Below are 22,696 nucleotides of genomic sequence, written 5' to 3' on the forward strand. Positions count from 1 at the left end.
GAGGCGATGATCGTCGCAGGGACGCGACCGGAAAGAGGGACCGATGTCCCCGGCGAACCTCTCGCGCCGCATGGCACTCCTCCTTGCGGTCGGCGCCGCCTATTACGGTGCGGGAAAACTCGGGCTGAGCCTCGCGTTCGTGAATGCGAGCGCGACCGCCGTGTGGCCGCCCGCCGGCATCGCGCTGGCGGCGCTGCTCCTGTTCGGCAACCAGGTCTGGCCAGCCATTCTCGTGGGCGCCTTCCTGGTCAACCTGACGACCGCCGGCACGGTGACGACCTCCATCGCCATCGCCGCGGGGAACACACTCGAAGGCTTGCTCGGCGCTTTTCTGGTGCGCCGCTTCGCGTCGGGCACCCGCGTCTTCGAGCAACCGCAGGACATCCTGAAGTTCGCCGGCCTGGCCAGCGTGAGCGCCATGCTGGGCGCCACGATCGGGGTCGCCACCCTGGCGCTCGGCGGCCTCGCGAGCGGGCCATCGCTCGCTCGCACCTGGCTCACCTGGTGGCTGGGCGACACGGCGGCGGTGTTGGTCGTCGGCCCGCCGCTGATCCTGTGGGGTCTGTCCGCGCGGATCGAGGCTTCGCGCCGGTTCATGCTCGAAGCCGCGCTGCTCCTGCTCGCGGTCGTGGCTTCCGGACTCCTCGTGTTCAGCGACCGGTGGGGCATCTCGCACGGCAACTTCCCGCTCCACTTCCTGTGCGTGCCGCCGCTCCTCTGGGCAGCCTTCAGCTTCACCCAGCGGGAGACCGCGACCGCGCTGCTCCTGACGTCTGCGATCGCGGTCTGGGGCACGCTGCGCGGCGCCGGGCCCTTCGGTCTCTACGACCCGCAGATCTCGCTGCTGCTGCTCCAGGCTTTCATGACCGTGACCGCGGTCACCATGCTGCCGCTGGCCGCGGCCGTGGCGGAGCGCCGGCGCATCGAGCTGCGGATCCGCCAGCTCAACCAGGGACTGGAGCAGCGGGTGAGCGACGCCACGCGGCGGCTGCGCGCCACGAATGACGAGCTGCGCAACCAGATGGCCGAGCGGGAGCGTGCGGCCAAGGATCTCCAGCGCAGCGAGGCGCGGCTCCGAGAGGCCCAGCAGGTGGCGCGCATCGGCTCATGGGAGTGGGACATCGGCCGCAACGTCGTGTGGTGGTCGGAGCAGCTCTACGAGATCTTCGGGCTCCAGCCGGCGGAGTTCGGCGCGAGTTACGAGGCCTATCTCGAGCGCGTGCACCCGGAAGATCGCGAGGTCACGCATGCCACGGTTCAAAACGCGCTGCGCGACCGCAAGGCCTACACCTTCGAGCATCGCGTGGTGCGTCCCGATGGGCGCATCATCCACCTCTTCGCCCGCGGCCGCGTGGTCTGCGATCCGACCGGCGTTCCGATCCGGATGCTCGGCACCGGACAGGACATGACCGAGCGCCTCCGGATCGAGGAGGAGCGGGCCGCACTGCTCCGGCAGCAGATCGCTCGCCGGGAGGCCGAGCAGGCCAACGAGTTCAAGGACCAGTTCCTGGCCACGGTCTCGCACGAGCTGCGCAATCCGCTGAACGCCATCATCGGCTGGGCCCGCTTGCTCCGGGACGGGGATCTCGAACCCGCGGAGAAGCAGCGTGGAATCGAAGCCATCAACCGCAATGCGGATCTCCAGAGTCAGCTGATCCTGGATCTGCTGGATCACTCTCGCGTCACCGCCGGCCGGCTCGAGCTGAGGCAGCAGCTGGTCGGGCTGGCTTCGATCATCGAGCAGGCCGTCGAAGCCGTGAGGCCTGCCGCCCGGGACCGACAGATCGCGATCGAGGCACGGCTCGAGGCGCCCGGCGCCTGCGTGTGGGGCGACCCTCATCGTCTGCAGCAAGTCACCTCGAACCTGCTCGCCAACGCCATCCGATTCATTCCCGAAGGTGGCCGCATCGAGGTCTCGCTGTCCCACGAGGCCGAGCACGCGGTGCTGCGCGTGGCGGATGACGGTCCGGGGATCGACCCGGAGTTCCTGCCGCACGTCTTCGAGAGCTTCCGTCGCGGGACCTCGAGACCGGCGCGCCGCCAGTCCGGGTTGGGTCTCGGCCTCGCCATCGTGCGTCAGCTGGTGGAGCTCCACGGCGGCACCGTTCGCGCCACGAACCGGCCGGAAGGCGGCGCGGTCTTCGAGGTCCGTCTCCAGCTCGCCGGGACCCGCGCGGAAGCCCCCTGGGAGCCGACGCCGACCGAGGCTGCCGCTCCGATCAACGGCTCACTCGACGGACTCCGAGTGCTGCTCGTGGATGACGATGTCGACACCGGAGAAGTCCTGCGCCTGATGCTGGATGGCCATGGCGCGAGCCTCGACATCACTCGCTCGTGCGCCGAAGCCTTGACCCGCTTCGAGGCCTCGCGCCCCGACTTGATCATCAGCGACATCGACCTGGCGGATGACGACGGCTATGAGCTGTTGAGGAGGATTCGCTCGCGGCCCCCCGAGGATGGTGGAGCCGTGGCGGCCATCGCCCTCACCGCGTGCGCGCGGCCGGAAGATGCGTGCGCGGCCATTCGCTGCGGCTACCAGGTGCATCTCGCCAAGCCGTTCGAGGGCGTCCAGCTCATGCGGATCATTCGCGACCTCACTCGGCCGGCGCCCGTCAGGACCTGATCGGCGCAGACTTAGCCGCGCCGGTCGCCTCCAAACCAGCGCCGGTCGCTGCACCGGTTGCCCGCAGGCGCCGGCGAACCCACGGTTGAGAAGTCGTCTTCGCGCTCCGGGCGCACCTCTCCTCGACCACGTCTCTGGAGGCACCCATGGCGCGGACTCTTCGCCCCTCGTCGCTCGCGGCCGCCGTCCTGCTCGCGCTGCCCTCCCTGGCCATCGCCAAGGACATCACCCTTCCGCCGAGTGGCGACAACCAGTTCAGCTCGGTCACCCAGGGCATCGGACTGGTGCGCGTGACGCTCACGTACAACAGCCCGAACGTGCACGGGCCCGACGGCAAGGATCGGGCGGGGCACATCTGGGGCGAGCTCGTGCCTTACGGCCTCGCCGATCTCGGCTACAACGATTGCAAGTCGTGTCCCTGGCGCGGCGGCGCCAACGAGAACACGACCTTCTCCGTTTCCCATCCGGTGAGGATCGAAGGGCAGCCGCTGCCCGCCGGCACCTACGGGCTGTTCTTCATTCCCGGGAAGGAGGAGTGGACGGTCATCTTCTCGAAGAACCACAAGTCGTGGGGTGCTTACTGGTACGACCCCGCCGAGGATCAGTTGCGGGTCACGGTGAAGCCCGCCGAGTGCGAATACCGCGAGTGGCTCACCTACGAGTTCACCGATCGGGAGAAGGATCACGCGACCGTCGCCTTGAAGTGGGAGAAGCTCCAGGTTCCCATCCAGATCAAGGTCGACGACATGCCGGGGGTCTACGTCGAGAACCTGAAGCAGGAGTTCCGCAACGCCCAGTCGTTCAAGTGGGAGAACTTCCGCGAAGCGGCCATTTTTTGCCTGACCTCGAAGTCGCATCTCGACCAGGGTCTGGTGTGGGCCGAGAAGGCGGTCAGCGATCCCGCGAACGGAGTGGCCAACTGCAAGACCCTGTCGGTGCTGGCGGAGCTGCAAATCGCCAATGGCAAGAAGGAAGAGGGCATGAAGACGATGGACCGCGCGATCGCCATGCCCGACGCGACGCCGGTCGATCTTCACCAGATCGCCCGCTTCCAGCAGATCTCCGGCAACAACGATCTGGCGATCAAGGTCTACAAGGCCAACGCCAAGCGCTTCCCCAACCAGTGGCCGGTCAACGTCGGCCTGGCGCGCGCGGAGAATCTCCAGGGGAACAACAAGAAGGCGGTGGAGTACGCCAAGAAGGCGCTGGCCCAGGCGCCCGATCCGATGAACAAGAAGAACCTCGAAGGCCTGATCGCTCAGTGGAGCGCGCCCGCCGCGGCCACGGCGTCGAACAAGTAGGGAAGGTGGGTCCAGGCCGCGCGCCCGCGGCTCTGGCTGATCTCGCCTAGGCTCGCGGGCCGGGCCACCAATTGCGCCGGCCCGCGAGTTTCATCAGCGCCGGCACCAGCACCACGCGGATGAGCGTGGCGTCGAGCGCCACCGCGAAGGCCAGCCCCAGGCCGAACTCCCGCGTCGCCGTGAGCCGCGTGAAGCCGAAGGCGGCGAAGATCGACACCATGATGAGCGCCGCGCTGGTGATGATGCCGCCGGTCCTCGCGAGTCCCAGCGCCACCGCGCGATCGTTGTCGCCCGATTCCATCCAGGCCTCGCGCACCCGCGCCAGCAGGAAGACCTCGTAGTCCATCGACAGCCCGAACAGGATGGTGAAGAGCATCAGCACGATGAATGAGTTGAGCCCGCCCGGGGGCTCCAGGCGGAGCAGGCGCGCGCCGTGCCCGTCCTGGAAGACCAGCACCAGGAATCCATACGCGGCGACCACCGAGATGGTGTTGAGCAGCGTGGCCTTGAGCGGGATCAGAACCGAGCGGAAGAGGAACGCCAGCACCACGAAGGTGATCACGATCACCGCGATCACGACCGCGGGCAGCCGTCCCATCAGCTCGTGGTCGAAATCGGCCATCACTGCGCTCGACCCACCCCACCAGAGGGTGAGCCCCGCCGCCTCGGCCGCGGGGAAGCGCTTCGCGCGCAGCTCACGCAGGAAACGCATGGTCTCGGGCTCGCCCGGCTCGGTGGGCGTGACCAGCGCGGCGATGCCGAGCCGTCCATCATCACTGACCACCGCGCGCGCTGCACTGCGGATCGGCTGTGGCAAGGAGTCGAGAGCGATGCTGCCGGGGCTCAATGCGCCCGCTCGGCCGAGGAGCTGAGGCAGTCCCAGCAACGTGCCGCTTCGCGGGTCGAGGCGCAGCGCGTTGCTCACTTCGAGCAGCGCGCGACGCTGGTCGGGACCGAGCACCGATGCGCCGACCGGAGCTTCCACGAGCATGACGATCGGGCCCATCCAGCCCTTCGGGAACCGCTCGGCGAGCGCGTCGAAGCCGCGGCGTGACTCCAGCTCGACCGGCAGGTCGCGCGGACCCACGTTCCAGGTCTTCAGCCGGAACACCGGGGCGATGAACACCGCCAGGATCAGCGCGGAGACCGCGAGGGCCCACCACGGCCTTCGCATGACGGCGGAGGCCCATCGCTCCCAGAAGCCTCGATCCACAGGCGTGGCGCGCGGGCGCCGCGGCCAGTCGACGGCGGGACCCAGCCATGCGAGCAGGGCGGGGAGGAGGGTCATCGCCGCCGCCACCGCCGCGACCACGACCACGATCCCGCCGATCGCGATCACGTGGAGGAACGGCGCGCGCACCAGGAACAGCGCGAGGAAGCCGACGGCGACCGTCGCGCCCGAGAACGCGACCGCGTGGCCCGCGGCGCTCGCCGCCTCGGCCGCCGCGGCCGCGGGCGCCAGACCACGCGCGATGGCCTCGCGGAAACGGCTGAGCACGAAGAGCGCGTAGTCGATGCCCACGCCGAGGCCGATCATCACCGTCACGTTCTCGGCGAACACGCTGACCGCGCGCTGCGCGCTGAGGCCGTAGAGGGCGGCGAGACCGATCATGGTCGCCACCAGTGCCAGCACCAGCGGCAGCAGCCCGGCGAGCGGCGCGCCAAAGACGACCAGCAGGATCAGCAAGGTGATCGGGAGGCCGATGCGCTCGGCGGCCGTCACGTCGGTGGAGGAGTGCTGATCGAGGTCGTAGAGCATGGCCGTCGAGCCGGTGACTTCGGCCGCGATCGGGCCTTGGGCGATCCCCGCGATCGCCGCGCGCAGCCTTGGCGTGAGCTGCTCGGCTTCCTGGAAGCTCGTGACCCGCGGGGTCACGATCATCAGCGCGCCGTGGCCATCCTTGCCGAGGAGCTCGGCGCGCTCGGAGTTCCAAGGCGTCTGGACCGAGTGCACCTGGGGCAGCGCCTCGAGCGCCGCGGTCGAGCGAGTGATGACGTCGGCGAACTCCGGCGCGTCGGTGCCGAGCGAATCGGAGTGGACGACGACCACGAACTGATAGAGGGACCCCGCGCCGAATGCATGGCCCAGGGCGCGGGTCACGTGCTCGGACTCGGTGCCGGGAACGGCGTCGGCTCCGCCGCGCAGGACGCCGTGCAATCGCGCAGCGAACGGCGCGACTCCCGCGATCAGCAGGAGCCAGAGAACGATCGCGATGGCGCGGTGGCGGACCACCCATTCGGCGCCGCGCATGGCCGGGCAGGATACGCCCCAGCCTGCTCGTGAGCTACCTCGCGGCGGAGATGCTCCCGGTGCCGAGGTAGCGTTCCTTGATCACGCCCATGTGGTGGTGGCCGTGGCCGGCGATGATGAAGGCCAGGGCGCGAACCGTGACGGGCGCGCCATTGGCCTCGCCCCGTCGCGTCCAGGCTTCGCTCGTAAGAGACCGAAACAACGCGAGCGTCGCGCCGCGAACCTGCTCGAGATGATCGATCAGCTGCGATAGCGGCTGCTGGTCCGAGCCGGCGTTCTCGGCGTAATGGTTCTCGTCGAACCCCGAGAGCGGCGTGAGATCCCCGCGGCCGAAGCGCAGCGCGCGATAGCTGAACACGCGCTCGGCATCGGTCACGTGGCCGATGATCTGCTTCACGCTCCACTTCCCGGGCTGGTAGCGCAGCGAGCCCTGCTCATCGCTCAGGCTTCGAAGGAACGCGAACATCGACTCGGCCTGACGCTCGAGCGCCGGCATCGCCTGATCCTCGGGCACGAGTGCCAAGTACTTGCCGTAGTAGGGAAGAAACTCGTCGGGGGCGGGGCGGATCGCGGTCGGATGACTCATGACGGGTCTCCTGCGGACGGTTCTGCGCGCGAGGCGCGAATACTAGCAGACGAGAGAAGCGCCCCTTGCCGCCGGTGAGGCCCGGTCCCATGATGCGGTCCATGAGTCTTTCCTTGCGCCGGACTCTGTGGATCGGCCTCCTGCTCCTGGCCTCGCCTTCGGCCGCCGAGCTGGACCGCGCCGAGCGCCAGATGCTCCAGGCCATCGACCGGCGCACCCCCGCATCGCTCGCCTTGCTCGAGCGCGCGGTCAACATCAACAGCGGAAGCATGAACTTCGATGGCGTCCGCAAGGTCGCCCAGCTCTTCGAGCCCGAGTTCAAGAGCCTGGGCTTCAAGGTGCGGTGGGCGGACGGGGCGAGCTTTGGCCGCGCGGGACATCTGATCGCCGAGCGCGACGGCCGGCGGGGAAGTCCCAAGGTGCTCCTGATCGGGCACCTCGACACGGTGTTCGAGCCCGACAGCCCGTTCCAGAAGTTCGTGAAGCTCGACGACTCCACCGCGCGAGGGCCGGGCATCATCGACATGAAGGGCGGCGACGTCATCGTGCTGCTGGCGCTCGGCGCCCTCGCCGATGCGGGAGTGCTGGATCAGCTCTCGGTGCGGGTGGTGTTCACCGGCGACGAGGAGAAGTCCGGCACGCCGCTCTCGCTCGCGCGCCGCGATCTGCTGCAGGCGGCGGACTGGGCCGACATCGCCATCGGTTTCGAGGACGGGGCCGGCGATCCGCGCTCGGCCGTCATCGCGCGGCGCGGCACGGCGTCGTGGACGCTGCAAACCTCGGGCCGCCCGTCCCATTCCGGCCAGATCTTCCGTCCCGACGTGGGCAGCGGAGCGATCTACGAAGCGGCCCGCATCCTGACCGCGTTCCACGACTCGCTCGCCGGCGAGCGCTATCTCACGTTCAATCCCGGCCTGATCCTGGGTGGCACGACGATCGGGGTGCAGGACGACGGCAGCCGCGGCATGGCGTTCGGCAAGAACAACGTGGTCGCCGAGAGCACGACGGTGCGTGGCGATCTCAGGACCCTCACGCTCGAGCAGCGAGCGCGCGCGCAGCGAACGATGCAGCGGATCGTGAGCCGGAACCTGCCGCGGACCGACGCACGCATCACGTTCGAGGAGGGCTATCCTCCGCTCGCGCCATCGCCCGGGAACCGGCGGCTCCTCGCGATGTACGACGAGGCCAGCCGCGACCTCGGCCTGGGGCCCGTGGAGGAGGTGGACCCTTCGCGCGCCGGCGCGGCGGACGTCTCGTTCACCGAGGGGCGGGTCGAGATGGCGATCGACGGCATCGGTCTGCGCGGCGCGGGCGGCCACACGGTTCAGGAGGCCGCGGATCTCAACACGCTCCGCACCCAGGCGCAGCGCGCCGCGGTGATGTTGATGAGACTGGCGAAGGCGAAGCGCGCGTCGTGACGGCAGGTTTCGCGCTGCCCTGGTTGTAATTCTCTGCTCTCCCCGGGGAGAGTCAGAAGTTACAAGCCGCCGTGAAGCGGCCCTTCTCCTCAAGCTCGCGGGAGCGCGAATGGCATGGAGGAAGCGACGAGCGGAGTCTCCTGGCTGACGCGGGTGGATGATCGCCCGCCGACCAACTCCACCATCAGAGCTTTCTGCAGATGCAGACGGTTCTCCGCCTGCTCGAGCACCACGCTCTGCGGACCGTCGAGCACCTCGTCCACCACTTCCTCTCCGCGATGCGCCGGCAGGCAGTGCATGAACAGCGCATCGGGATGGGCCAGGCTCATGAGCCGCGGCGACACCTGGTAGCTGGCGAAGGCCGCGCGCCGCCACTCCATCTCCGACTCCTGACCCATGCTGGTCCAGGTGTCGGTGTAGATCACGTCGGCGCCGTCCACGGCCTCGCGCGGATCGCGGGTGCGGCGAATGCCTCCGGAAGATCGGCGCTCGGCCTCGAGGAACAATCCCGCGTCGGGCTCGAAGCCGTCGGGCACGGCGATCCGCAGCTCGAACCCGAACAGGGTGGCGGCTTCCATCCACGAGTGGAGCACGTTGTTTCCGTCGCCCACCCACGCCACGCGCATGCGATCCAGATCTCGTCCGGCGCGCTTCAGGGTGTAGAGGTCGGCCAGCACCTGGCAGGGGTGGGAGAAGTCCGTGAGCGCGTTGATCACCGGAACCGTGGCGTGCTCGGCGAGCGTGCGCACGATGCGGTGCGCGAAGGTCCGGATCACGATCAGGTCCGTCATCCCGCTCAGGATGTGCGCCACATCCTTCAGGCTCTCGCGGCCGTGCTCGCTGACCTCGACCGATCCGAGGTCCACGGCGTCGCCGCCCAGCTCGTGCATGCCCACGGTGAACGAGACACGGGTGCGAAGCGAAGGCTTGTGGAACACGAGCGCCGCGGTCTTGCCGCGCAAGGGCTGGGCGGCGCGCGCCGAGCCGCGCATGGCCCGCAGCCGGTCGGCCTCGTGGAAGAGCTTCGAGACCCACGGCCGATCGAGGTCGATCAGGTCCACCAGATGGAACGGCGCACGCGACATGAGAGCTCCTCGATCAGCCAATGATGGGAAGCGCGGATTCAGGTGGAACGGCCGCCTGCGGGATCGGCAGCACCCACGCCCTTCCCTGGTCGGCGGCGGCGGCGGACGCGCCGGGCACGATGTCGAGCACGACCGCGATCTCGTCGCAGGCATGGCGCCGCGGACAACGGACGCAATCCGTCCACACCTTGCGGGGCAGCGTCTCGCGGGCGACCGACTGGAACCCGCAGCGCTCGAAGAAGCGCAGCTCGCGGGTGAGCGCGATCACGCGCGGCAGCTCCAGCGCGCGCGCGTCGTCCACGATGCGCTGCACCAGAGCCTGGCCGAGCCCGCGGCCATGGTGGTCGGCGCGCACGGCGAGCGAGCGGACTTCGCCGAGGTCTTCCCACAGGAGCCGCAGCGCGGCGCACGCCACCACCTGGCCGTCGCGGGTCACGACGTGGAACTCGCGGATGCTCTGATAGAGCTCGCTGACCGGGCGTGGCAGCAGGAGACCCTGAAGGACGTAGTCGGCCATCAGCGAGGCGATGCCTTTGACGTCGGCCACCGTGGCGCGACGCAGGACGAGGCCATCGGCCAGCTCCATCGTGGACGACTCCGTGCTCGCGGCGCCGTCCGCTGAAGGCGGAGGAGACGCCGGACGGGCGAGCGTCTTCGTGGCCGGCACCAGCGAGAGCGTCATCGCGTCCCCCGGCCCCAGGCCGAGCCGCGCCTCGTGCCGCGCGAGCTGCGCGGCCACCGAGCCCGCCCCGCCACCCGGCGCATGACTGCGGCGCGCCAAGGCGGCCTTCACGTCGAGCGCCTTGAGGCGCTCGGCCGTGAAGTGGGGCGACAGCTCGAGTCTCGTGGACTCCGGCAACGCGGAAGGCTCGACGCCGGCCTTTTCGGCCTCGGCCCACAGACTTCCGACGAGCGCGTGCGCGTCGCGGAAGGCCATGCCTTGGTCGACCAACGCGTCCGCCAGCTCGACCGCGAGCAAGTCCGGCGTGAGCGCGGCGTCGAGGCGGGCCAGGTCCGGCTCGAGCGCCAGGATCGCCGCCGACAGCGGAGGCAGCAGGGCCTCGAGCGTGTCGCCGGTGTCGAACACTGCTTCCTTGTCCTCCTGGAGATCCTTCTGATAGCCCGAAGGCAGTCCCTTCATCAGCATCGCGAGCCGCTGGCCGTTGGCCGACAGGCGCGCGGCCTTGGCGCGCGCCAGCTCGAAGACGTCGGGGTTGCGCTTCTGGGGCAGCAGGCTCGAGCCGGTGGAGAAGCCGGCCGGCGCGCGGAACCAGCCGAATCCTGGCGAGCAGCCGAGCACCAGGTCCTCGGCGAGGCGCGAGACGTGAAGGCCGAGCAGCGAGGCCGCGTTGAGGTACTCCAGCGCGAAGTCGCGGTCGGAGACGGCATCCAGGCTGTTGTCGGCGAGCCGCGTGAACCCGAGCCGGGCGGCCAACGCGCCGCGGTCGTAACGGAGCGGCGTGCCGGCGATCGCACCGGCGCCGAGCGGCAGCAGGTCGGCGGCTTCGCGCGCGGTGAGGAAGCGCGCCTCGTCGCGCTCGAGCGCGGCGACGTGGGCCAGCCAGGCATGCGCGAGCAGCACCGGCTGGGCCGGCTGGAGATGGGTCTGCGCCGCCACCGCCTGGTCGCCGGCGCTCCGCGCCTGCGTCACCAGGGCGCGCTCGAGCTCGCGGATCATCTCGAGCGCGTGGTCGCACAGATCCATCACTCGCAGGCGCAGCAGCGTGGCGACCTGGTCGTTGCGGCTTCGACCGGTGTGCAGGCGGCGCGCCGGATCGCCGCAGCGCGCCATCAGCTCGGACTCGATGGCGATGTGCACGTCCTCGCCGACCAGCGTCATGTTCCCCGCGGCCATGCCGTCTTCGACGGCCTCGCAGGCGGTGAGCAGCGCTTCACACCCGCGACGGTCGAGGACGCCGCACTCGAACAGGGAGTGCGCGTAGGCGCGCGACAGCGCCAGCTCTTCGGGCCAGAGCCGCCAGTCGACCGGCAGCGAGTCGTTGAGCTTCCTGGCGCGAGGGTCGAGCCCCTGCCCGAGGCGCGCACCCCAGACGTCGCGGGCGCGGACGTTAGCGGACATGGCTCACCTCATGGTCGGCGGCGCTCTCGGTGGCCGGAGCGTGCGGGGGATCTGCGCCGGGAGGTGACGAGGTCACGGCGTCGTCGACCTGCCGCGTGACGGCGAGCGGCAATCCGAAGAGCCGGATGAACCCCTCGGCGTGGCGAGCGTCATATCCCGTCATGTCGAACGAGGCCAGGGCAGGCCGGTAGAGCGAGCGCTCGCTCGTGCGGCTGATCGCGCGCGCCTGGCCGCGGAACAGCTCGACCGTGACTTCACCGGTCGCTCGCTGCAGCGCGTGGTCGGCGAACGCCTGCAGAGCCTCGCGCAGCGGCGAATGCCAGTGCCCGGCATAGATCAGGTCGGCCATGCGCGGCGCCAGCTCCTGGCGCGTGCGCAGCAGATCGTGAGGCAGCGTCAGGCGGCACAAGTCCTCGAGCGCTTCCTGAAGCACGGTGCCGGCCGGCGTTTCGTACACGCCGCGCGACTTCATGCCGACCACGCGGCTCTCCACCAGATCCGCGCGCCCCACGCCGTGACCGCCGGCGATCGCGTTGAGCCGTGAAACCAGCGTGACCGGATCCAGCGCTCGGCCATCGAGCGCCACAGGCGTTCCCGCGATGAAGCGGAGGGTCACCGTCGAAGGCTTCGCGGGATGGCGATCTCTGCCCGCGGTGAGCCTGAACATCGACTCTTCGGGCGCGCGCGCCGGATCCTCGAGGGGGCCGCCTTCGTGGCTGATGTGCCAGAGATTGGCGTCGCGTGAATAGAGATCGCGCGCGGTCTGCTGGACCGGAAGCCCGTGGCGCGCCGCGTAGGCGAGAGCGTCTTCGCGCGACACGATGTCCCATTCGCGCCACGGCGCGATCACGGCGAGCTGCGGCGCCAGCGCCATGTAGGTCAGCTCGAAGCGCACCTGGTCGTTGCCCTTGCCGGTGCAGCCATGGACCAGCGCGTCGGCGCCGAGCCGCAGCGCGCAGCGCGCCTGGCCGGCGGCGATCGGAGGGCGCGCCAGCGACGTGCCGAGCATGTAGCGGCCTTCGTAGATCGCGCCTGCGCGGAGCGAGGGGAACACGTAGTCGGTGAGGAAAGGCTGCCGGAGATCCTCGATCACGACCTGGCTCGCGCCCAGCGCCTTGGCGCGGGGCTCGAGATCGTCGAGCTCGGCGCCCTGCCCGACGTCGGAGCAGTAGCAGACGACGTCGCAGCCATAGTGCTCACGCAGCCAGTGGACGATGATGCTGGTGTCGAGTCCTCCGGAGTAAGCCAGCACCGCCTTCCGGACCCTGGGCCGTGTGATCATGCGGATCTCCCTTTCTGGGCTTCGAGTGACTCCACGGCGCTCTCGAGGCGCGCGAGGCCTTCGTCGATCTCCTCCTCGCTCACGATCAGCGGCGGCAACAGACGCACCGCGTTCTCTCCGCCGCGCACCAGCAGCAGCCCGGCACGTCGCGCGGCCGCGACCAGGTCGGCCGGGTCGTAGCCGGCCAGAGGCGACAGCTCGACCGCGCGCAGCAGTCCGAGCCCGCGCGCCAGACCCAGCGAAGGATGGCGCGCGACCAGGCGCTCGAGCCCTTCCCCGAGACGCCGACCGCGATGACGCACGCGGGCGAGAAATCTTGGGCGGGAGACCCGGTCCAGCACGAAGCTTCCCGCGGCGCAGGCCACTGGGCCTCCGCCGAACGTGCTTCCGTGCCGCCCTGGCTTGAGTGCTCCCGCCACGTCCTCGGTCAGCAGCACGGCGGCGAGCGGCAGGCCGCCGCCCAGCGCCTTGCTGAGGACCGTGATGTCGGCGCGCACGTCGTAGTGCTGCGCCGCCAGCAGCCGGCCGCAGCGACCCATGCCGCACTGCACTTCATCGAAGATCAGCGCCGCGCCGAGCGCGCGCGTGCGCGCGCGCAGTGCCTGCAGGAAGTCGCGGCTGGCCGGGATCGCGCCGCCTTCGCCCTGGACCGGCTCGACCAGGACCGCGAACACGTCGCCATCGAGCGCGGCATCGAGCGCATCCAGCGCGTCGAAGGCGGCGAAGCGCACGCCGGGCACCAACGGCTCGAACGGCTCGCGGTAGGCCGGCGTCCAGGTCGCCGCCAGTGCGTAAGCGGTGCGGCCATGAAACCCGCCGCGGAATGCCAGCAGCCCCCGCCCATGGTGGCCGCGCGCGCTGGCCCACAGGCGCGCGAACTTGATCGCCGACTCCACGCCTTCGGTGCCGCTGTTGCCGAAGAACACGCGGTCATAGCCGGTGGCATCCGTGAGCGCCTGCGCCAGCTCGATCGCTCGGCGGTTGCCGAACAGGTTGGAGACGTGGCCGAGACGGCGCATCTGCCGCGAAACGTGGCGGGTGAGGCCCGGGTGGCAATGCCCGAGCGCGTTGACGCCGATGCCGCTCGTGAAGTCGAGATACTTCGTCCCATCCACGGCGAGGAGCCACGCGCCGCTTCCCGAGGCGGCCTCGAGGCGGGGCAGGGGGTAGACCGGCGCCAGCAGCGATGACTCCGGGCGGAAATCGCGCGCCGGGGCTTCCGCAGCGCCGAGCAGAGTGGCTTCAGACATCGTCGGCCTTCACCGGGACGAGCGTCGTGCCCGCGCCCGCCCCCCTCAGCAGCTCCACCAGCGTCGACGCTCCCGTCCAGGCGCCGAGATGAACCGACGGCACGCCTCCTTCGATCGCGAGCCGCGCCGCTTCGAGCTTGGGTCTCATGCCTCCGGTCACCGCGGCGCCGAGGAGCGCTACCGCCGCGTCCTCGGTGGAAAGCGTGGAAACGACCGAGCCGTTCAGCGTCAGGCCGGGCACGTCGCTCAGCAGCACGAGCGCCCGCGCTCGCAGCGCGACCGCGACGGCCGAAGCCAGATCGTCGGCATTCAGGTTGAGCAGCTGCCCTTCGCGGGCGCCGATGCTGGCCAGCACCGGAACGCGTCCCTGCGCGAGCATCGTGTCGAGGAGCGCAGGGGAGATCCCGGTGATCTGGCCGACTTCGCCGAGCTGGTCCGAGTGCTCATGCCGCTGCGTGTCGACGAGCCCGCCGTCGAGCGCCGCGAGGCCGACGGCGTCGATCCCCTGGGCGCGCAGCGCGGCGACGATGCGCTTGTTGGCAAGCCCGGCGAGCACCGCGACCGCGACCTCGAGCGTCGCGGTGTCGGTCACCCGCCGCCCGTCGACGAATGCGGGAGAGAGGCCGAGTCGCCGGCTCCATGCCGAAACCTCGGCCCCGCCGCCGTGCACCAGCACGATGCCCTCATGGTGCGCGCGCAGCGCGGTCGCCAGCTCGGCCCACGCGCCCTCGCGCTCCAGCGCGCGACCGCCGAGCTTGAGCACGACCGGGCAGGACGGCGCGGTCGCTCCCACGTCCACGGCCGTCCGCCCGGGTCTTGCGGAGAGGCTCGCAAGACCTCCCCGCGTCACCATGGAATCCCATGCGCCGGCAGCCCGGTGGCTTCCGGCCAGCCGAGCGCGATGTTGAGGTTCTGGATCGCCTGGCCGGCCGCGCCCTTGACGAGATTGTCGAGCGCTGTGGTGGCGAGCAGCGTGCGGCCGCCGTGCAAGGTGGTGACGGCGACGTCACACCGGTTCGAGTGGCTCACGGCGCGCGTGTCCGGCCAGACGTCGCCTTCGAGCACGCGCACGAAGGGCTCCTCGGCATAGCGGCGACGATAGGCGCCACGGGCCTCGTCCGGCTCGACCGACCGCGCGAGCGGTGCGCTCGCGCTGAGCAGGATGCCGCGCGACATCGGCGCGAGGTGCGGCACGAAACCGACCGGCAGAGCGGCGCCGAGGCGCGCGAGCGTGCGCTCCATCTCGGCGACGTGAGGATGATCGCCGCCCGCGCGGTAGATGGCGGCCGAAGACGAGCGTTCGACGAGCGAGGTGCCGAGCTGCGGCGCTCGTCCCGCACCGCTCACGCCCGAGACGGCGCTCACGGCGACGGGACCATCGAGCCAGCCCGCCTCGGCCGCCGGAAGCAATGCCAGCGTGAAGGCGGTGGGGTAGCAGCCGGGATTGGCGATGCGTGTCGCGCCGGCCAGCGAAGCGCGGAACCCCTCGGGCAATCCATAGACGTAACCGGCTTCACCCGTACGGTGGTCCGACGAGAGATCGACCACTCGGCGCGGCTTCTCGCCCAGTGCCCGATGCTCCGCGGCCAGCGAGCGCCAGGCGCCGTGCGGCAGGCAGGCGATCACGACGTCGACGGCATCGGTGTCGAGCGCATGCTCGAGATCCAGCGGCTCGCGGAGCGATGGGAGGGACACGGCCCGCGGATCGAGGCCGGGCAGGGCCACCTCGGCGGATGCCCCCGCGTGCTCGCGCGATCCCAGCCACGCGACCGTGAGCCGGGGGTGGGCGAAGGCCAGGCGGATCAGCTCCTGACCGGCATAGCCGCTCGCCCCCAGCACGGCCAACCGGACCCCCGGCGGAGAACCCGCGCGCGTGGCCGCAGGCGCCGAAGCCGCCGCCTCCAAGGTGACGCTGGGCCGTGCCTCCTCGGGGGCCACGTCCAGGCCCGCCGGCAAAGCACCGAGCGGGTCGTTCACTTCGCGCCGGTCGCGGCGGCCGTCGCGACGCCTTCGAGCCAGCGCTTGAAGCGCATGGCTGCCGTGCGCTCCTCGAGGACCACGAGGATGGTGTCGTCGCCGGCCACGGATCCGACCACGCCTTCGTAGCCGGAGAGGTCGATGGCGCGCCCCACCGCATGCGCGTGGCCGGGCGGGGTCCGGACCACGGCGAGGTTCTGCGCCACCCGCACCTCGTTGACGAACGCCCGCAGATCGAGGCGCTGGCGCTCACGATCCAGCATCTCGGCGGCCGGCGCGGGCAGCCGGTACGCGGAGCGCCCGCCGTCGTCGGGCCGCTTGCCGACCCCGAGGCTGCGCAAGTCGCGCGACAGCGTCGCCTGCGTGACCTCGATGCCGGCGCGCGCGAGCGCCTTGGTCAGCTCCTCCTGGCTGTGGAACGAGCGACCGCCGAGGAGCTGCGAAATGACCGCCAGTCGCCGCGAGCGGCTCATCGTCGGGCCTGCATGAATATGCACATGTATGCATAAAACTGCAGTGCGGCCCCCGGGGTCAATGAAAATCTCCGAGGCGGCGGGATGGGAGGAGCCGTTGGGCTTGGCGGCCGGGCCCGCACCAAGGCGCCATCGACGAGGGCCGCGGGCGCAGGGGCCCGCTGTGCTAGCATTCGCGGCTCGTGCCCATGGAACTCAACCGGCTCTCTCCGCTCCGCTCCGCGTGGCTCGCTGCGCTCATCGTTGCGCTGAGCATCGTGCCCGGCCCGAGCCTTCGCAGCGCCGCGGCTGCCGGATCCGAGCGCGTTCCGCCCGCGGGACGGGAGCCCGATCCCGACTGGCAGCCGCGCGAGCCGATGAACGGCGCCGACCTCGCACTCGCCATGCGCCGGCTGCGCGTCCTGGGCAGCGCGCTCTACGTCGCCGCCCATCCCGACGACGAGAACACGGCCTTTCTCACGTACCTGACGCAGGGCCGGCTGGCCCGCGCCGGCTACCTCTCGCTCACCCGTGGCGACGGCGGTCAGAACCTGATCGGCGATCAGATCGGCGAAGCGCTCGGCGTGATCCGCACCCACGAGCTGCTCGGCGCGCGCACCATCGACGGCGCCGAGCAGTACTTCACCCGCGCGCTCGATTTCGGCTTCTCGAAGACGGCCGACGAAACCATGGAGTTCTGGGGACGCGATTCGACTCTGGCCGACGTGGTGCGGGTGATCCGCGGCTACCGCCCGGACGTGATGGTGCTCCGCTTCCCGACCGATGGCCGCGGAGGACATGGCCACCACACCGCCTCGGCGATCCTGGCGGAAGCCGCGTTCGAAGCCGCCGGCGACTCGACGCGGTTCCCCGAGCAGCTCGGATCCTTGCGTCCCTGGCGGCCCAAGCGACTGCTCTGGAACCGGTTCGGCGCCGACACCACCCAGGCCGCGGGCAAGCCGGCCTTGATCCGCATCGATCTCGGCGGTTACCAGCCGCTGCTCGGACGCTCGTACACGGAGATCGCCGGCGAGAGCCGCAGCATGCACAAGAGCCAGGGCTTCGGCGCGCCGGAGCGGCGCGGCACGATCCCCAACTTCTTCGACCCGCGTCTCGGCGACACGCCCACGACCGATCTGTTCGAGGGCATCGACCTCACCTGGAACCGGATCAAGGGTGGAGCGGCCGTCGATCGCATCCTGGCCGAGGCGGAGAAGGCGTTCGACCCGTCGAAGCCCCAGGCGGCGCTGCCCGCGCTGCTGAAGGCTCACGCCGCCATGAGCAAGCTCGGTGACGATCCATGGGTGGCCATCAAGCGCGCCGAGCTCGACGACGTGATCCGCTCGTGCGCCGGACTGTGGATCGAGGCGCTCGCGCTCCGGCCCACGGCTTCGCCCGGGGGAGAAGTGCGAATCGCGACCGCCGCGATCCAAAGGACTCCGGCTGCGATCACGCTCGAGTCCGTCCAATTCCCACTCGATGGTGGGAGCCGAGACACGCCACGAACCCTGCGGCTCAACCACGCGACCGCGGACACCGTGCGCCTGACCCTGCCGGCGACCATGCCGGTCGGCCAGCCCTACTGGCTGGCGCACCGGCGCAGCAAGGGGCGGTTCACGGTCGAGCCCACCGAGGTCGGACACGCGATGGACGCGCCGGCCCTGTCGGCGCGGATGACGTTCCGGATCGAAGGCGAGCGGGTCGCGTTCGACCTGCCGGTCGCGTACCGCTGGACGGATCCGGTGAAGGGCGAGCGCTACCGGCCGTTCGCCGTGACGCCGGCGGTCACGATGACCTTCGATCAGAAGTTCTACGTCTTCCCGGCGAAGGGTGTCACGCGCGCGGTGCGAGTCCTGGTGGAGAGTCCAGACGTGCCGGTCGAAGGCTCGGTGACATTGGTCACGCCGCCCGAGTTCGATTTGGCGACGGCGAGCCACGACGTGAAGCTGGTGGGGAATGGTGCTGCGACTTCCGTGGAGTTCCGTGTCACGCGCTCGAGCAAAGCGCCGCCGGCGTCAGGCGCGTTCCGCCTGGAGTTCAAAGACGGCCGGGGCGCCACCTCCTACGGTCATCAGGTGATCGATCACGCTCACCTGCCGATCACCGATCTGTATCCGCCTGCCGAGGTGCCTTACGTGGCCACGGACATCCAGCGGCGCGGCGAGTCGATCGGCTACGTGATGGGCTCGGGCGACGAAGGGCCCTCGGCGCTGCGACAGATGGGCTACGACGTCACGCTGCTCACCGACGCCGATCTCCAATGGGGCGATCTGTCGAAGTACCACACCCTGGTCACCGGCGTGCGCGCCTGGAACACGCGCGACGTCCTCAAGCGCATCGGCTCCTCGCGACTCGCGCCTTACGTGGCGGCCGGTCGCACGCTGGTGGTCCAGTACAACACCGCCGAGCCACGGCTCGGCGAGCAGATGGGTTTCGGCCGCTTCACCATCGGCCGCGACCGCGTGACCGTGGAGGAGGCCCCGCTGCGGATGCGGGAGAGCGACCCGCTGCTCACGGCGCCCAACAAGATCGCCGCCGCGGACTTCGACGGCTGGGTGCAGGAGCGAGGGCTCTACTTCGCGACCGCGTGGGATTCGTCGGCGTTCGTCGCACCGCTCTCCAGCAACGACCCGGGCGAGCCGGCACGCGATGGGGGCCTGATCTACAAGCGTCACGGCGACGGCCACATGGTCTACACCGGCTACGCGTTCTTCCGTCAGTTGCCGGCCGGCGTGCCCGGCGCCTACCGGCTGTTCGCCAACCTGGTGAGCCTCGAGTCGGCCGCCAAAGGCGGCCGGGGCGCTGCCACCAAGCGAAAGGGCACGGCGGGCTCACCCTCGAGCCGGAGCGCGCCCTAGAACCGAGATGCCCGAACTCGAGGCACCCGATCGAGGAGATTCCGCGCAGGAGCCGCCGCCCATTCTCGGCCGCTGGAGCCGTCTCTACGCGCTGGTCCTGATCGCGCTGCTGGCCGAGATCGCGATCTTCTGGGCGCTGACCAAGGCCTTCCGTTGAGCGCACTCGACTGGGCCGTGGTCGTGATCACGCTCGCCGGTGTGGTGCTCTACGGCGTGTGGCGCAGCCGCGGCGAGCGGGGCCTCGACGACTACCTGGTCGCCGGGCGGAGCCTGGCCTGGCCGATGGTGGCGTTCTCGGTGATGTCGACCCAGGCGAGCGCGATCACGTTTCTCTCGACGCCCGGCCAGGCGTATGCGGACGGCATGCGCTTCCTGCAGTTCTATTTCGGCCTGCCGATCGCCATGGTGGTGCTGGCCGCCACCGCGGTGCCGATCTTCCATCGTCTGCGCGTGTTCACGGCCTACGAGTACCTGGAAACGCGGTTCGACGCCAAGACCCGCGCGCTGGCTGCGCTGCTGTTCCTCATCCAGCGCGGGCTGGCGGCGGGGCTCACGATCTACGCGCCGTCGTTGATCCTGTCCGTGGTGCTTGGCTGGAGCATCCAGTGGACGATCCTGGCGATCGGCGCGCTGGTCATGGCCTACACCGTGTTCGGAGGCTCCAAGGCGGTGAGCCACACACACTCGCTCCAGTTCGCCGTCATCTGGAGCGGGCTCGCCATCGTGGCCGTGGTGATCGCGTCCCGCCTGCCGCACGGCATATCGGCCCTCGACGCGCTGGCGGTGGCCGGGCGGCTCGGACGGCTCAACATCGTCGACCCGACGTTCGATCTCGAGAACCGATACAACCTGTGGTCGGGCCTGATCGGCGGCTGTTTCCTCGCCATGTCCTACTTCGGCACCGACCAGTCGCAGGTGGGCCGCTACCTCACCGGCCGCTCGGTGACGCAGAGCCGGCTGGGTCTCCTCTTCAACGGGCTCGCCAAGGTCCCGATGCAGTTCGTGGTGCTGGGTGTGGGCGCCTTGGTGTTCGCCTTCTACCTGTTCACGCCGCCGCCGGTGTTCTTCAACCCCGAGCCGCTGCGCGCCGTCGAGCGCTCGGAGCTGGCGCCCGAGTTCGAGCGCGCGGCCGGGATCCAGCGGGCGGCGGCGACCGAACGTGCGGACAGGGCCCGGGCGCTGGTCGAGGCGCGGCGGCTCCGCGATCCCGCCGCGGTCGCTCAGGCCGGCGCGGCGCTCGAGCAGGCGCACCGCGATGTCGAAGCCGCGCGCGGCGCGACCATCGACGTGCTCCAGAAGGCCGACCCCGGACTCAATCCCAATGACGTGAACTACGTTTTCCTGCGCTTCGTGCTCCAGAACCTGCCGGTCGGGATCATCGGGCTGGTGCTGGCCATGGTGTTCTCGGCCTCGATGTCGGCGAGCTCGGCGGAGATGAGCGCGCTCTCGTCGACCACCATCGTCGACGTCTGGAAGCGCTGGCTCGGCGGAGGCGGCAAACCCATGCACGAGCTGCACGCGTCGCGCTGGATCACCCTGATGTGGGGCGTGTTCGCCATCGGCTTCGCGGAATTCGCCGGACGCCTCGGCAGCCTGGTCGAGGCGGTGAACGTGCTCGGCTCGCTCTTCTACGGCACCATCCTTGGAATCTTCCTGACCGCCTTCTATCTGAAGCGCGTCGGTGGCACGCCGGTGTTCATCGCCGCCATCGTGGCCGAGGCGGTGGTGCTCGCCTGCTTCCGATGGAGCAAGATCTCATTCCTGTGGTTCAACGTCGTCGGCTGCCTGGTGGTGATCGGCCTCGCGGCCATTCTGGCGCTGCTGGTGCCCCGCTGGCGTCAGGTGGCGCGCACGGCCTAGATTCCTCGCATGGAATACACACCGAACCAGCTCGACGAGTTCAAACACGAGTTCGCGGTCCGGCGAAAACGCCAGCTCATGGTGGCGATTTCGTTCGTCCTGGTGATCATCGCATTTGCGCTCCTCGCTCGATTCGAGACGGATGGGGAGATGGGCGGCGTGTCGCTTGGATTCTTCTTCCCGATCTTCTTCGCCGTGGTCATCGGCGCGCTGGCGTTCTCGTTCCGGAACTGGCGTTGCCCGGCGTGCGGGCGCTACCTGGGGCGGGAGCTGAGCCCACGCTTCTGCTCGAAGTGCGGCGTCGCGCTGCAGTAAGAACGATGTGACCTATCGGGTCAGCAGGCCGGCATCGAGGACGAACTGTGACCCCGTCACATAGCGGGCGTCGTCCGAGGCCAGGAACACGACCGCCTTCGCGACGTCCTCGGGCTCGATCCACGGCACCGGGAGCAGATTGCCGGCCGAGCGCTCCGCGATCTCTTTGGGCGTCGATCCTTCCAGCTCGGCGAGCCCGTCGTTCATCGGCGTGTTGACGCCGGTGGGGTGAATCGACACCACCCGAATTCCATGAGGCGCCAGCTCGATGGCCCAGGACTTGGTGAGGCCGGTGAGGCCCCACTTCGACGCCGCGTAATGACTGAGCCGCCGCATGCCTCGCAGGCCGCCGACCGAGGAGTTGTTGACGATCACGCCGGACTTGCGCTCGATCATGTGGGGGATGATGCGGCGTGCCACCAGCCAGGCGCCCTTGAGGTTGATGTCCAGCATCGCATCCCACGCCTCTTCCGTGAGCTCGTGGGCCAGGCCGTACGCGCAAATCCCGGCATTGTTGAACAAGAGATCGATGCGGCCGAACTGGCGGGCGGTGTCCTCGACCGCCTGGCTCACCACGGCGTCGTCGCGCACGTCGCCGGCGAACGTCAGGCAGCGCGCGCCGCGTTGCTCGCAGGCCTGAGCCAGGCTCGACAAGTCACCGGCGTTCCCCAGCGCGTAGCCGGGGTAGGGAAGCTGCCTGGCCACGTCGAAGGCGGCGATGTCCATGCCATGATCCGCGAGCGCGAGCGCGGTGGCGCGTCCCTGGCCATGCGCGGCGCCGGTGACGAACGCGACCTGGCCTTTGAGATCGGCGCTCATTTGCGCGGCTCCTCGGAACGGGTGTAGGGCTTCAGATAGTCGTCCAGATCGACGTCGAGAGCGTTGTTGAACACGTTGGTCGCGATCATCATCGCGCCGAACGCCGTCAAGGTCACGATCTGCCCGGGCGTGAAGTGCCGGGCCAGGCGCGCGTACATCTCGTCTCCGACGCGGTTTCGGTCCGCCACCAGCTGGCGCCCGAAGTCGATCACCGCCTGCTCGCGCTCGTCCAGCGAAGGAGCATCCGGAGAGTCGCCACGGTCGATCAGCGCGCGGCGGAAGTACGTGGAGCAGATGAGGCAGTCGGTCTCGGCCGAGATCGCGTGCGAGTAGAGGTCGCACAGCCGCTCGCCGAGAAACGGGAGCGCCTCGTCGCGCAGCGCGTACCACTCCATGAGCGCGCGCAGCGCGACCTCGGAATGGGCCAGCGTGCGCTTCATGTTGGTCATGCGGCCGTGCGCGCCGATCTGCCGATCGTACTCGGCGCGCACGGCACCGGAGACCTCTTCGTAGTCGAGCGGGCGAATCCGGGCCATGCC

The 22,696-nt window shown here is 69.9% G+C and carries 18 protein-coding genes; 7 read left to right on the top strand and 11 right to left on the bottom strand.

Going from position 1 to position 22,696, the window contains the following annotated elements; genetic code table 11:
- Window positions 1-43: 43 nt before the first annotated feature.
- Both VFQ05_07860 and VFQ05_07865 read left to right on the top strand, forming a co-directional pair.
- Window positions 44-2,623, top strand: a complete 2,580-nt coding sequence (locus VFQ05_07860) for an MASE1 domain-containing protein (protein ID HET9326670.1) — start codon at window positions 44-46, stop codon at window positions 2,621-2,623.
- Between the two features lie 146 nt (window positions 2,624-2,769).
- Entirely contained in the window at window positions 2,770-3,924 is a 1,155-nt protein-coding gene (locus VFQ05_07865; GenBank protein HET9326671.1) for a DUF2911 domain-containing protein, read from the top strand.
- Window positions 3,925-3,970: 46 nt separating this feature from the next.
- Here VFQ05_07865 and VFQ05_07870 read toward each other — a convergent pair whose 3' ends face one another.
- Both VFQ05_07870 and VFQ05_07875 read right to left on the bottom strand, forming a co-directional pair.
- Window positions 3,971-6,175: an MMPL family transporter gene (locus tag VFQ05_07870; protein HET9326672.1), complete on the bottom strand. Its 2,205-nt coding sequence runs from the start codon at window positions 6,173-6,175 to the stop codon at window positions 3,971-3,973.
- Between the two features lie 34 nt (window positions 6,176-6,209).
- Window positions 6,210-6,761, bottom strand: a complete 552-nt coding sequence (locus VFQ05_07875; GenBank protein HET9326673.1) for a DinB family protein — start codon at window positions 6,759-6,761, stop codon at window positions 6,210-6,212.
- A gap of 101 nt (window positions 6,762-6,862) precedes the next feature.
- Here VFQ05_07875 and VFQ05_07880 point away from each other — a divergent pair, with 101 nt between their 5' ends.
- A complete protein-coding gene (locus tag VFQ05_07880) occupies window positions 6,863-8,179 on the top strand; it encodes a M20/M25/M40 family metallo-hydrolase (GenBank protein ID HET9326674.1) in 1,317 nt (438 codons plus the stop codon).
- Between the two features lie 89 nt (window positions 8,180-8,268).
- Here VFQ05_07880 and argF read toward each other — a convergent pair whose 3' ends face one another.
- Genes argF through VFQ05_07915 form a run of 7 tightly spaced genes read right to left on the bottom strand, consistent with a single transcriptional unit; the run spans window position 8,269 to window position 16,326 of the window.
- Entirely contained in the window at window positions 8,269-9,264 is a 996-nt protein-coding gene (gene argF / locus VFQ05_07885; GenBank protein HET9326675.1) for an ornithine carbamoyltransferase, read from the bottom strand.
- 13 nt (window positions 9,265-9,277) lie between these two features.
- The gene (gene argH / locus VFQ05_07890; GenBank protein ID HET9326676.1) at window positions 9,278-11,344 is read right to left on the bottom strand and encodes an argininosuccinate lyase; all 2,067 of its coding nucleotides are present in this window, start codon (window positions 11,342-11,344) and stop codon (window positions 9,278-9,280) included.
- Window positions 11,334-12,626: an argininosuccinate synthase gene (locus tag VFQ05_07895; GenBank protein HET9326677.1), complete on the bottom strand. Its 1,293-nt coding sequence runs from the start codon at window positions 12,624-12,626 to the stop codon at window positions 11,334-11,336. Before VFQ05_07895 ends, argH begins: the two co-directional genes overlap by 11 nt.
- The gene (locus VFQ05_07900) at window positions 12,623-13,876 is read right to left on the bottom strand and encodes an aspartate aminotransferase family protein (GenBank protein ID HET9326678.1); all 1,254 of its coding nucleotides are present in this window, start codon (window positions 13,874-13,876) and stop codon (window positions 12,623-12,625) included. Before VFQ05_07900 ends, VFQ05_07895 begins: the two co-directional genes overlap by 4 nt.
- Window positions 13,869-14,675 carry an acetylglutamate kinase gene (gene argB / locus VFQ05_07905; protein HET9326679.1) on the bottom strand — a complete coding sequence of 269 codons (807 nt, stop codon included), beginning with the start codon at window positions 14,673-14,675 and terminating at the stop codon, window positions 13,869-13,871. The genes VFQ05_07900 and argB overlap by 8 nt, the downstream gene beginning before the upstream one ends.
- A 47-nt stretch (window positions 14,676-14,722) precedes the next feature.
- The gene (gene argC / locus VFQ05_07910; GenBank protein HET9326680.1) at window positions 14,723-15,853 is read right to left on the bottom strand and encodes an N-acetyl-gamma-glutamyl-phosphate reductase; all 1,131 of its coding nucleotides are present in this window, start codon (window positions 15,851-15,853) and stop codon (window positions 14,723-14,725) included.
- The gene (locus VFQ05_07915; protein ID HET9326681.1) at window positions 15,850-16,326 is read right to left on the bottom strand and encodes an arginine repressor; all 477 of its coding nucleotides are present in this window, start codon (window positions 16,324-16,326) and stop codon (window positions 15,850-15,852) included. The genes argC and VFQ05_07915 overlap by 4 nt, the downstream gene beginning before the upstream one ends.
- Before the next feature lie 188 nt (window positions 16,327-16,514).
- On the opposite strand from VFQ05_07915, the gene VFQ05_07920 reads away from it, so the two are divergent.
- Genes VFQ05_07920 through VFQ05_07935 form a run of 4 tightly spaced genes read left to right on the top strand, consistent with a single transcriptional unit; the run spans window position 16,515 to window position 21,338 of the window.
- Window positions 16,515-19,163: a PIG-L family deacetylase gene (locus tag VFQ05_07920; protein HET9326682.1), complete on the top strand. Its 2,649-nt coding sequence runs from the start codon at window positions 16,515-16,517 to the stop codon at window positions 19,161-19,163.
- Window positions 19,164-19,170: 7 nt separating this feature from the next.
- Entirely contained in the window at window positions 19,171-19,320 is a 150-nt protein-coding gene (locus VFQ05_07925) for a hypothetical protein (GenBank protein ID HET9326683.1), read from the top strand.
- Window positions 19,317-21,023, top strand: coding sequence for a sodium:solute symporter (locus VFQ05_07930; GenBank protein HET9326684.1), 1,707 nt, complete (start codon window positions 19,317-19,319; stop codon window positions 21,021-21,023). The genes VFQ05_07925 and VFQ05_07930 overlap by 4 nt, the downstream gene beginning before the upstream one ends.
- Window positions 21,024-21,032: 9 nt before the next feature.
- Window positions 21,033-21,338, top strand: a complete 306-nt coding sequence (locus tag VFQ05_07935; protein ID HET9326685.1) for a hypothetical protein — start codon at window positions 21,033-21,035, stop codon at window positions 21,336-21,338.
- 12 nt (window positions 21,339-21,350) lie between these two features.
- On the opposite strand, the gene VFQ05_07940 is transcribed toward VFQ05_07935, so the two are convergent.
- Entirely contained in the window at window positions 21,351-22,157 is an 807-nt protein-coding gene (locus VFQ05_07940; protein HET9326686.1) for a mycofactocin-coupled SDR family oxidoreductase, read from the bottom strand.
- A complete protein-coding gene (locus tag VFQ05_07945; GenBank protein HET9326687.1) occupies window positions 22,154-22,693 on the bottom strand; it encodes a hypothetical protein in 540 nt (179 codons plus the stop codon). The genes VFQ05_07940 and VFQ05_07945 overlap by 4 nt, the downstream gene beginning before the upstream one ends.
- Window positions 22,694-22,696 lie beyond the last annotated feature (3 nt).

This window comes from Candidatus Eisenbacteria bacterium, from assembly GCA_035712145.1.
In the GTDB taxonomy this organism is placed as follows: domain Bacteria; phylum Eisenbacteria; class RBG-16-71-46; order RBG-16-71-46; family RBG-16-71-46; genus DASTBI01.

What these genes read in the sequence shown, in the direction of transcription:
- VFQ05_07860 (HET9326670.1), top strand. Translation starts at nt 44, where the DNA reads ATGTCCCCGGCGAACCTCTCGCGCCGCATGGCACTCCTCCTTGCGGTC.
- VFQ05_07865 (HET9326671.1), top strand. Translation starts at nt 2,770, where the DNA reads ATGGCGCGGACTCTTCGCCCCTCGTCGCTCGCGGCCGCCGTCCTGCTC.
- VFQ05_07870 (HET9326672.1), bottom strand. Translation starts at nt 6,175, where the DNA reads ATGCGCGGCGCCGAATGGGTGGTCCGCCACCGCGCCATCGCGATCGTT.
- VFQ05_07875 (HET9326673.1), bottom strand. Translation starts at nt 6,761, where the DNA reads ATGAGTCATCCGACCGCGATCCGCCCCGCCCCCGACGAGTTTCTTCCC.
- VFQ05_07880 (HET9326674.1), top strand. Translation starts at nt 6,863, where the DNA reads ATGAGTCTTTCCTTGCGCCGGACTCTGTGGATCGGCCTCCTGCTCCTG.
- argF (HET9326675.1), bottom strand. Translation starts at nt 9,264, where the DNA reads ATGTCGCGTGCGCCGTTCCATCTGGTGGACCTGATCGACCTCGATCGG.
- argH (HET9326676.1), bottom strand. Translation starts at nt 11,344, where the DNA reads ATGTCCGCTAACGTCCGCGCCCGCGACGTCTGGGGTGCGCGCCTCGGG.
- VFQ05_07895 (HET9326677.1), bottom strand. Translation starts at nt 12,626, where the DNA reads ATGATCACACGGCCCAGGGTCCGGAAGGCGGTGCTGGCTTACTCCGGA.
- VFQ05_07900 (HET9326678.1), bottom strand. Translation starts at nt 13,876, where the DNA reads ATGTCTGAAGCCACTCTGCTCGGCGCTGCGGAAGCCCCGGCGCGCGAT.
- VFQ05_07915 (HET9326681.1), bottom strand. Translation starts at nt 16,326, where the DNA reads ATGAGCCGCTCGCGGCGACTGGCGGTCATTTCGCAGCTCCTCGGCGGT.
- VFQ05_07920 (HET9326682.1), top strand. Translation starts at nt 16,515, where the DNA reads ATGGAACTCAACCGGCTCTCTCCGCTCCGCTCCGCGTGGCTCGCTGCG.
- VFQ05_07925 (HET9326683.1), top strand. Translation starts at nt 19,171, where the DNA reads ATGCCCGAACTCGAGGCACCCGATCGAGGAGATTCCGCGCAGGAGCCG.
- VFQ05_07935 (HET9326685.1), top strand. Translation starts at nt 21,033, where the DNA reads ATGGAATACACACCGAACCAGCTCGACGAGTTCAAACACGAGTTCGCG.
- VFQ05_07940 (HET9326686.1), bottom strand. Translation starts at nt 22,157, where the DNA reads ATGAGCGCCGATCTCAAAGGCCAGGTCGCGTTCGTCACCGGCGCCGCG.
- VFQ05_07945 (HET9326687.1), bottom strand. Translation starts at nt 22,693, where the DNA reads ATGGCCCGGATTCGCCCGCTCGACTACGAAGAGGTCTCCGGTGCCGTG.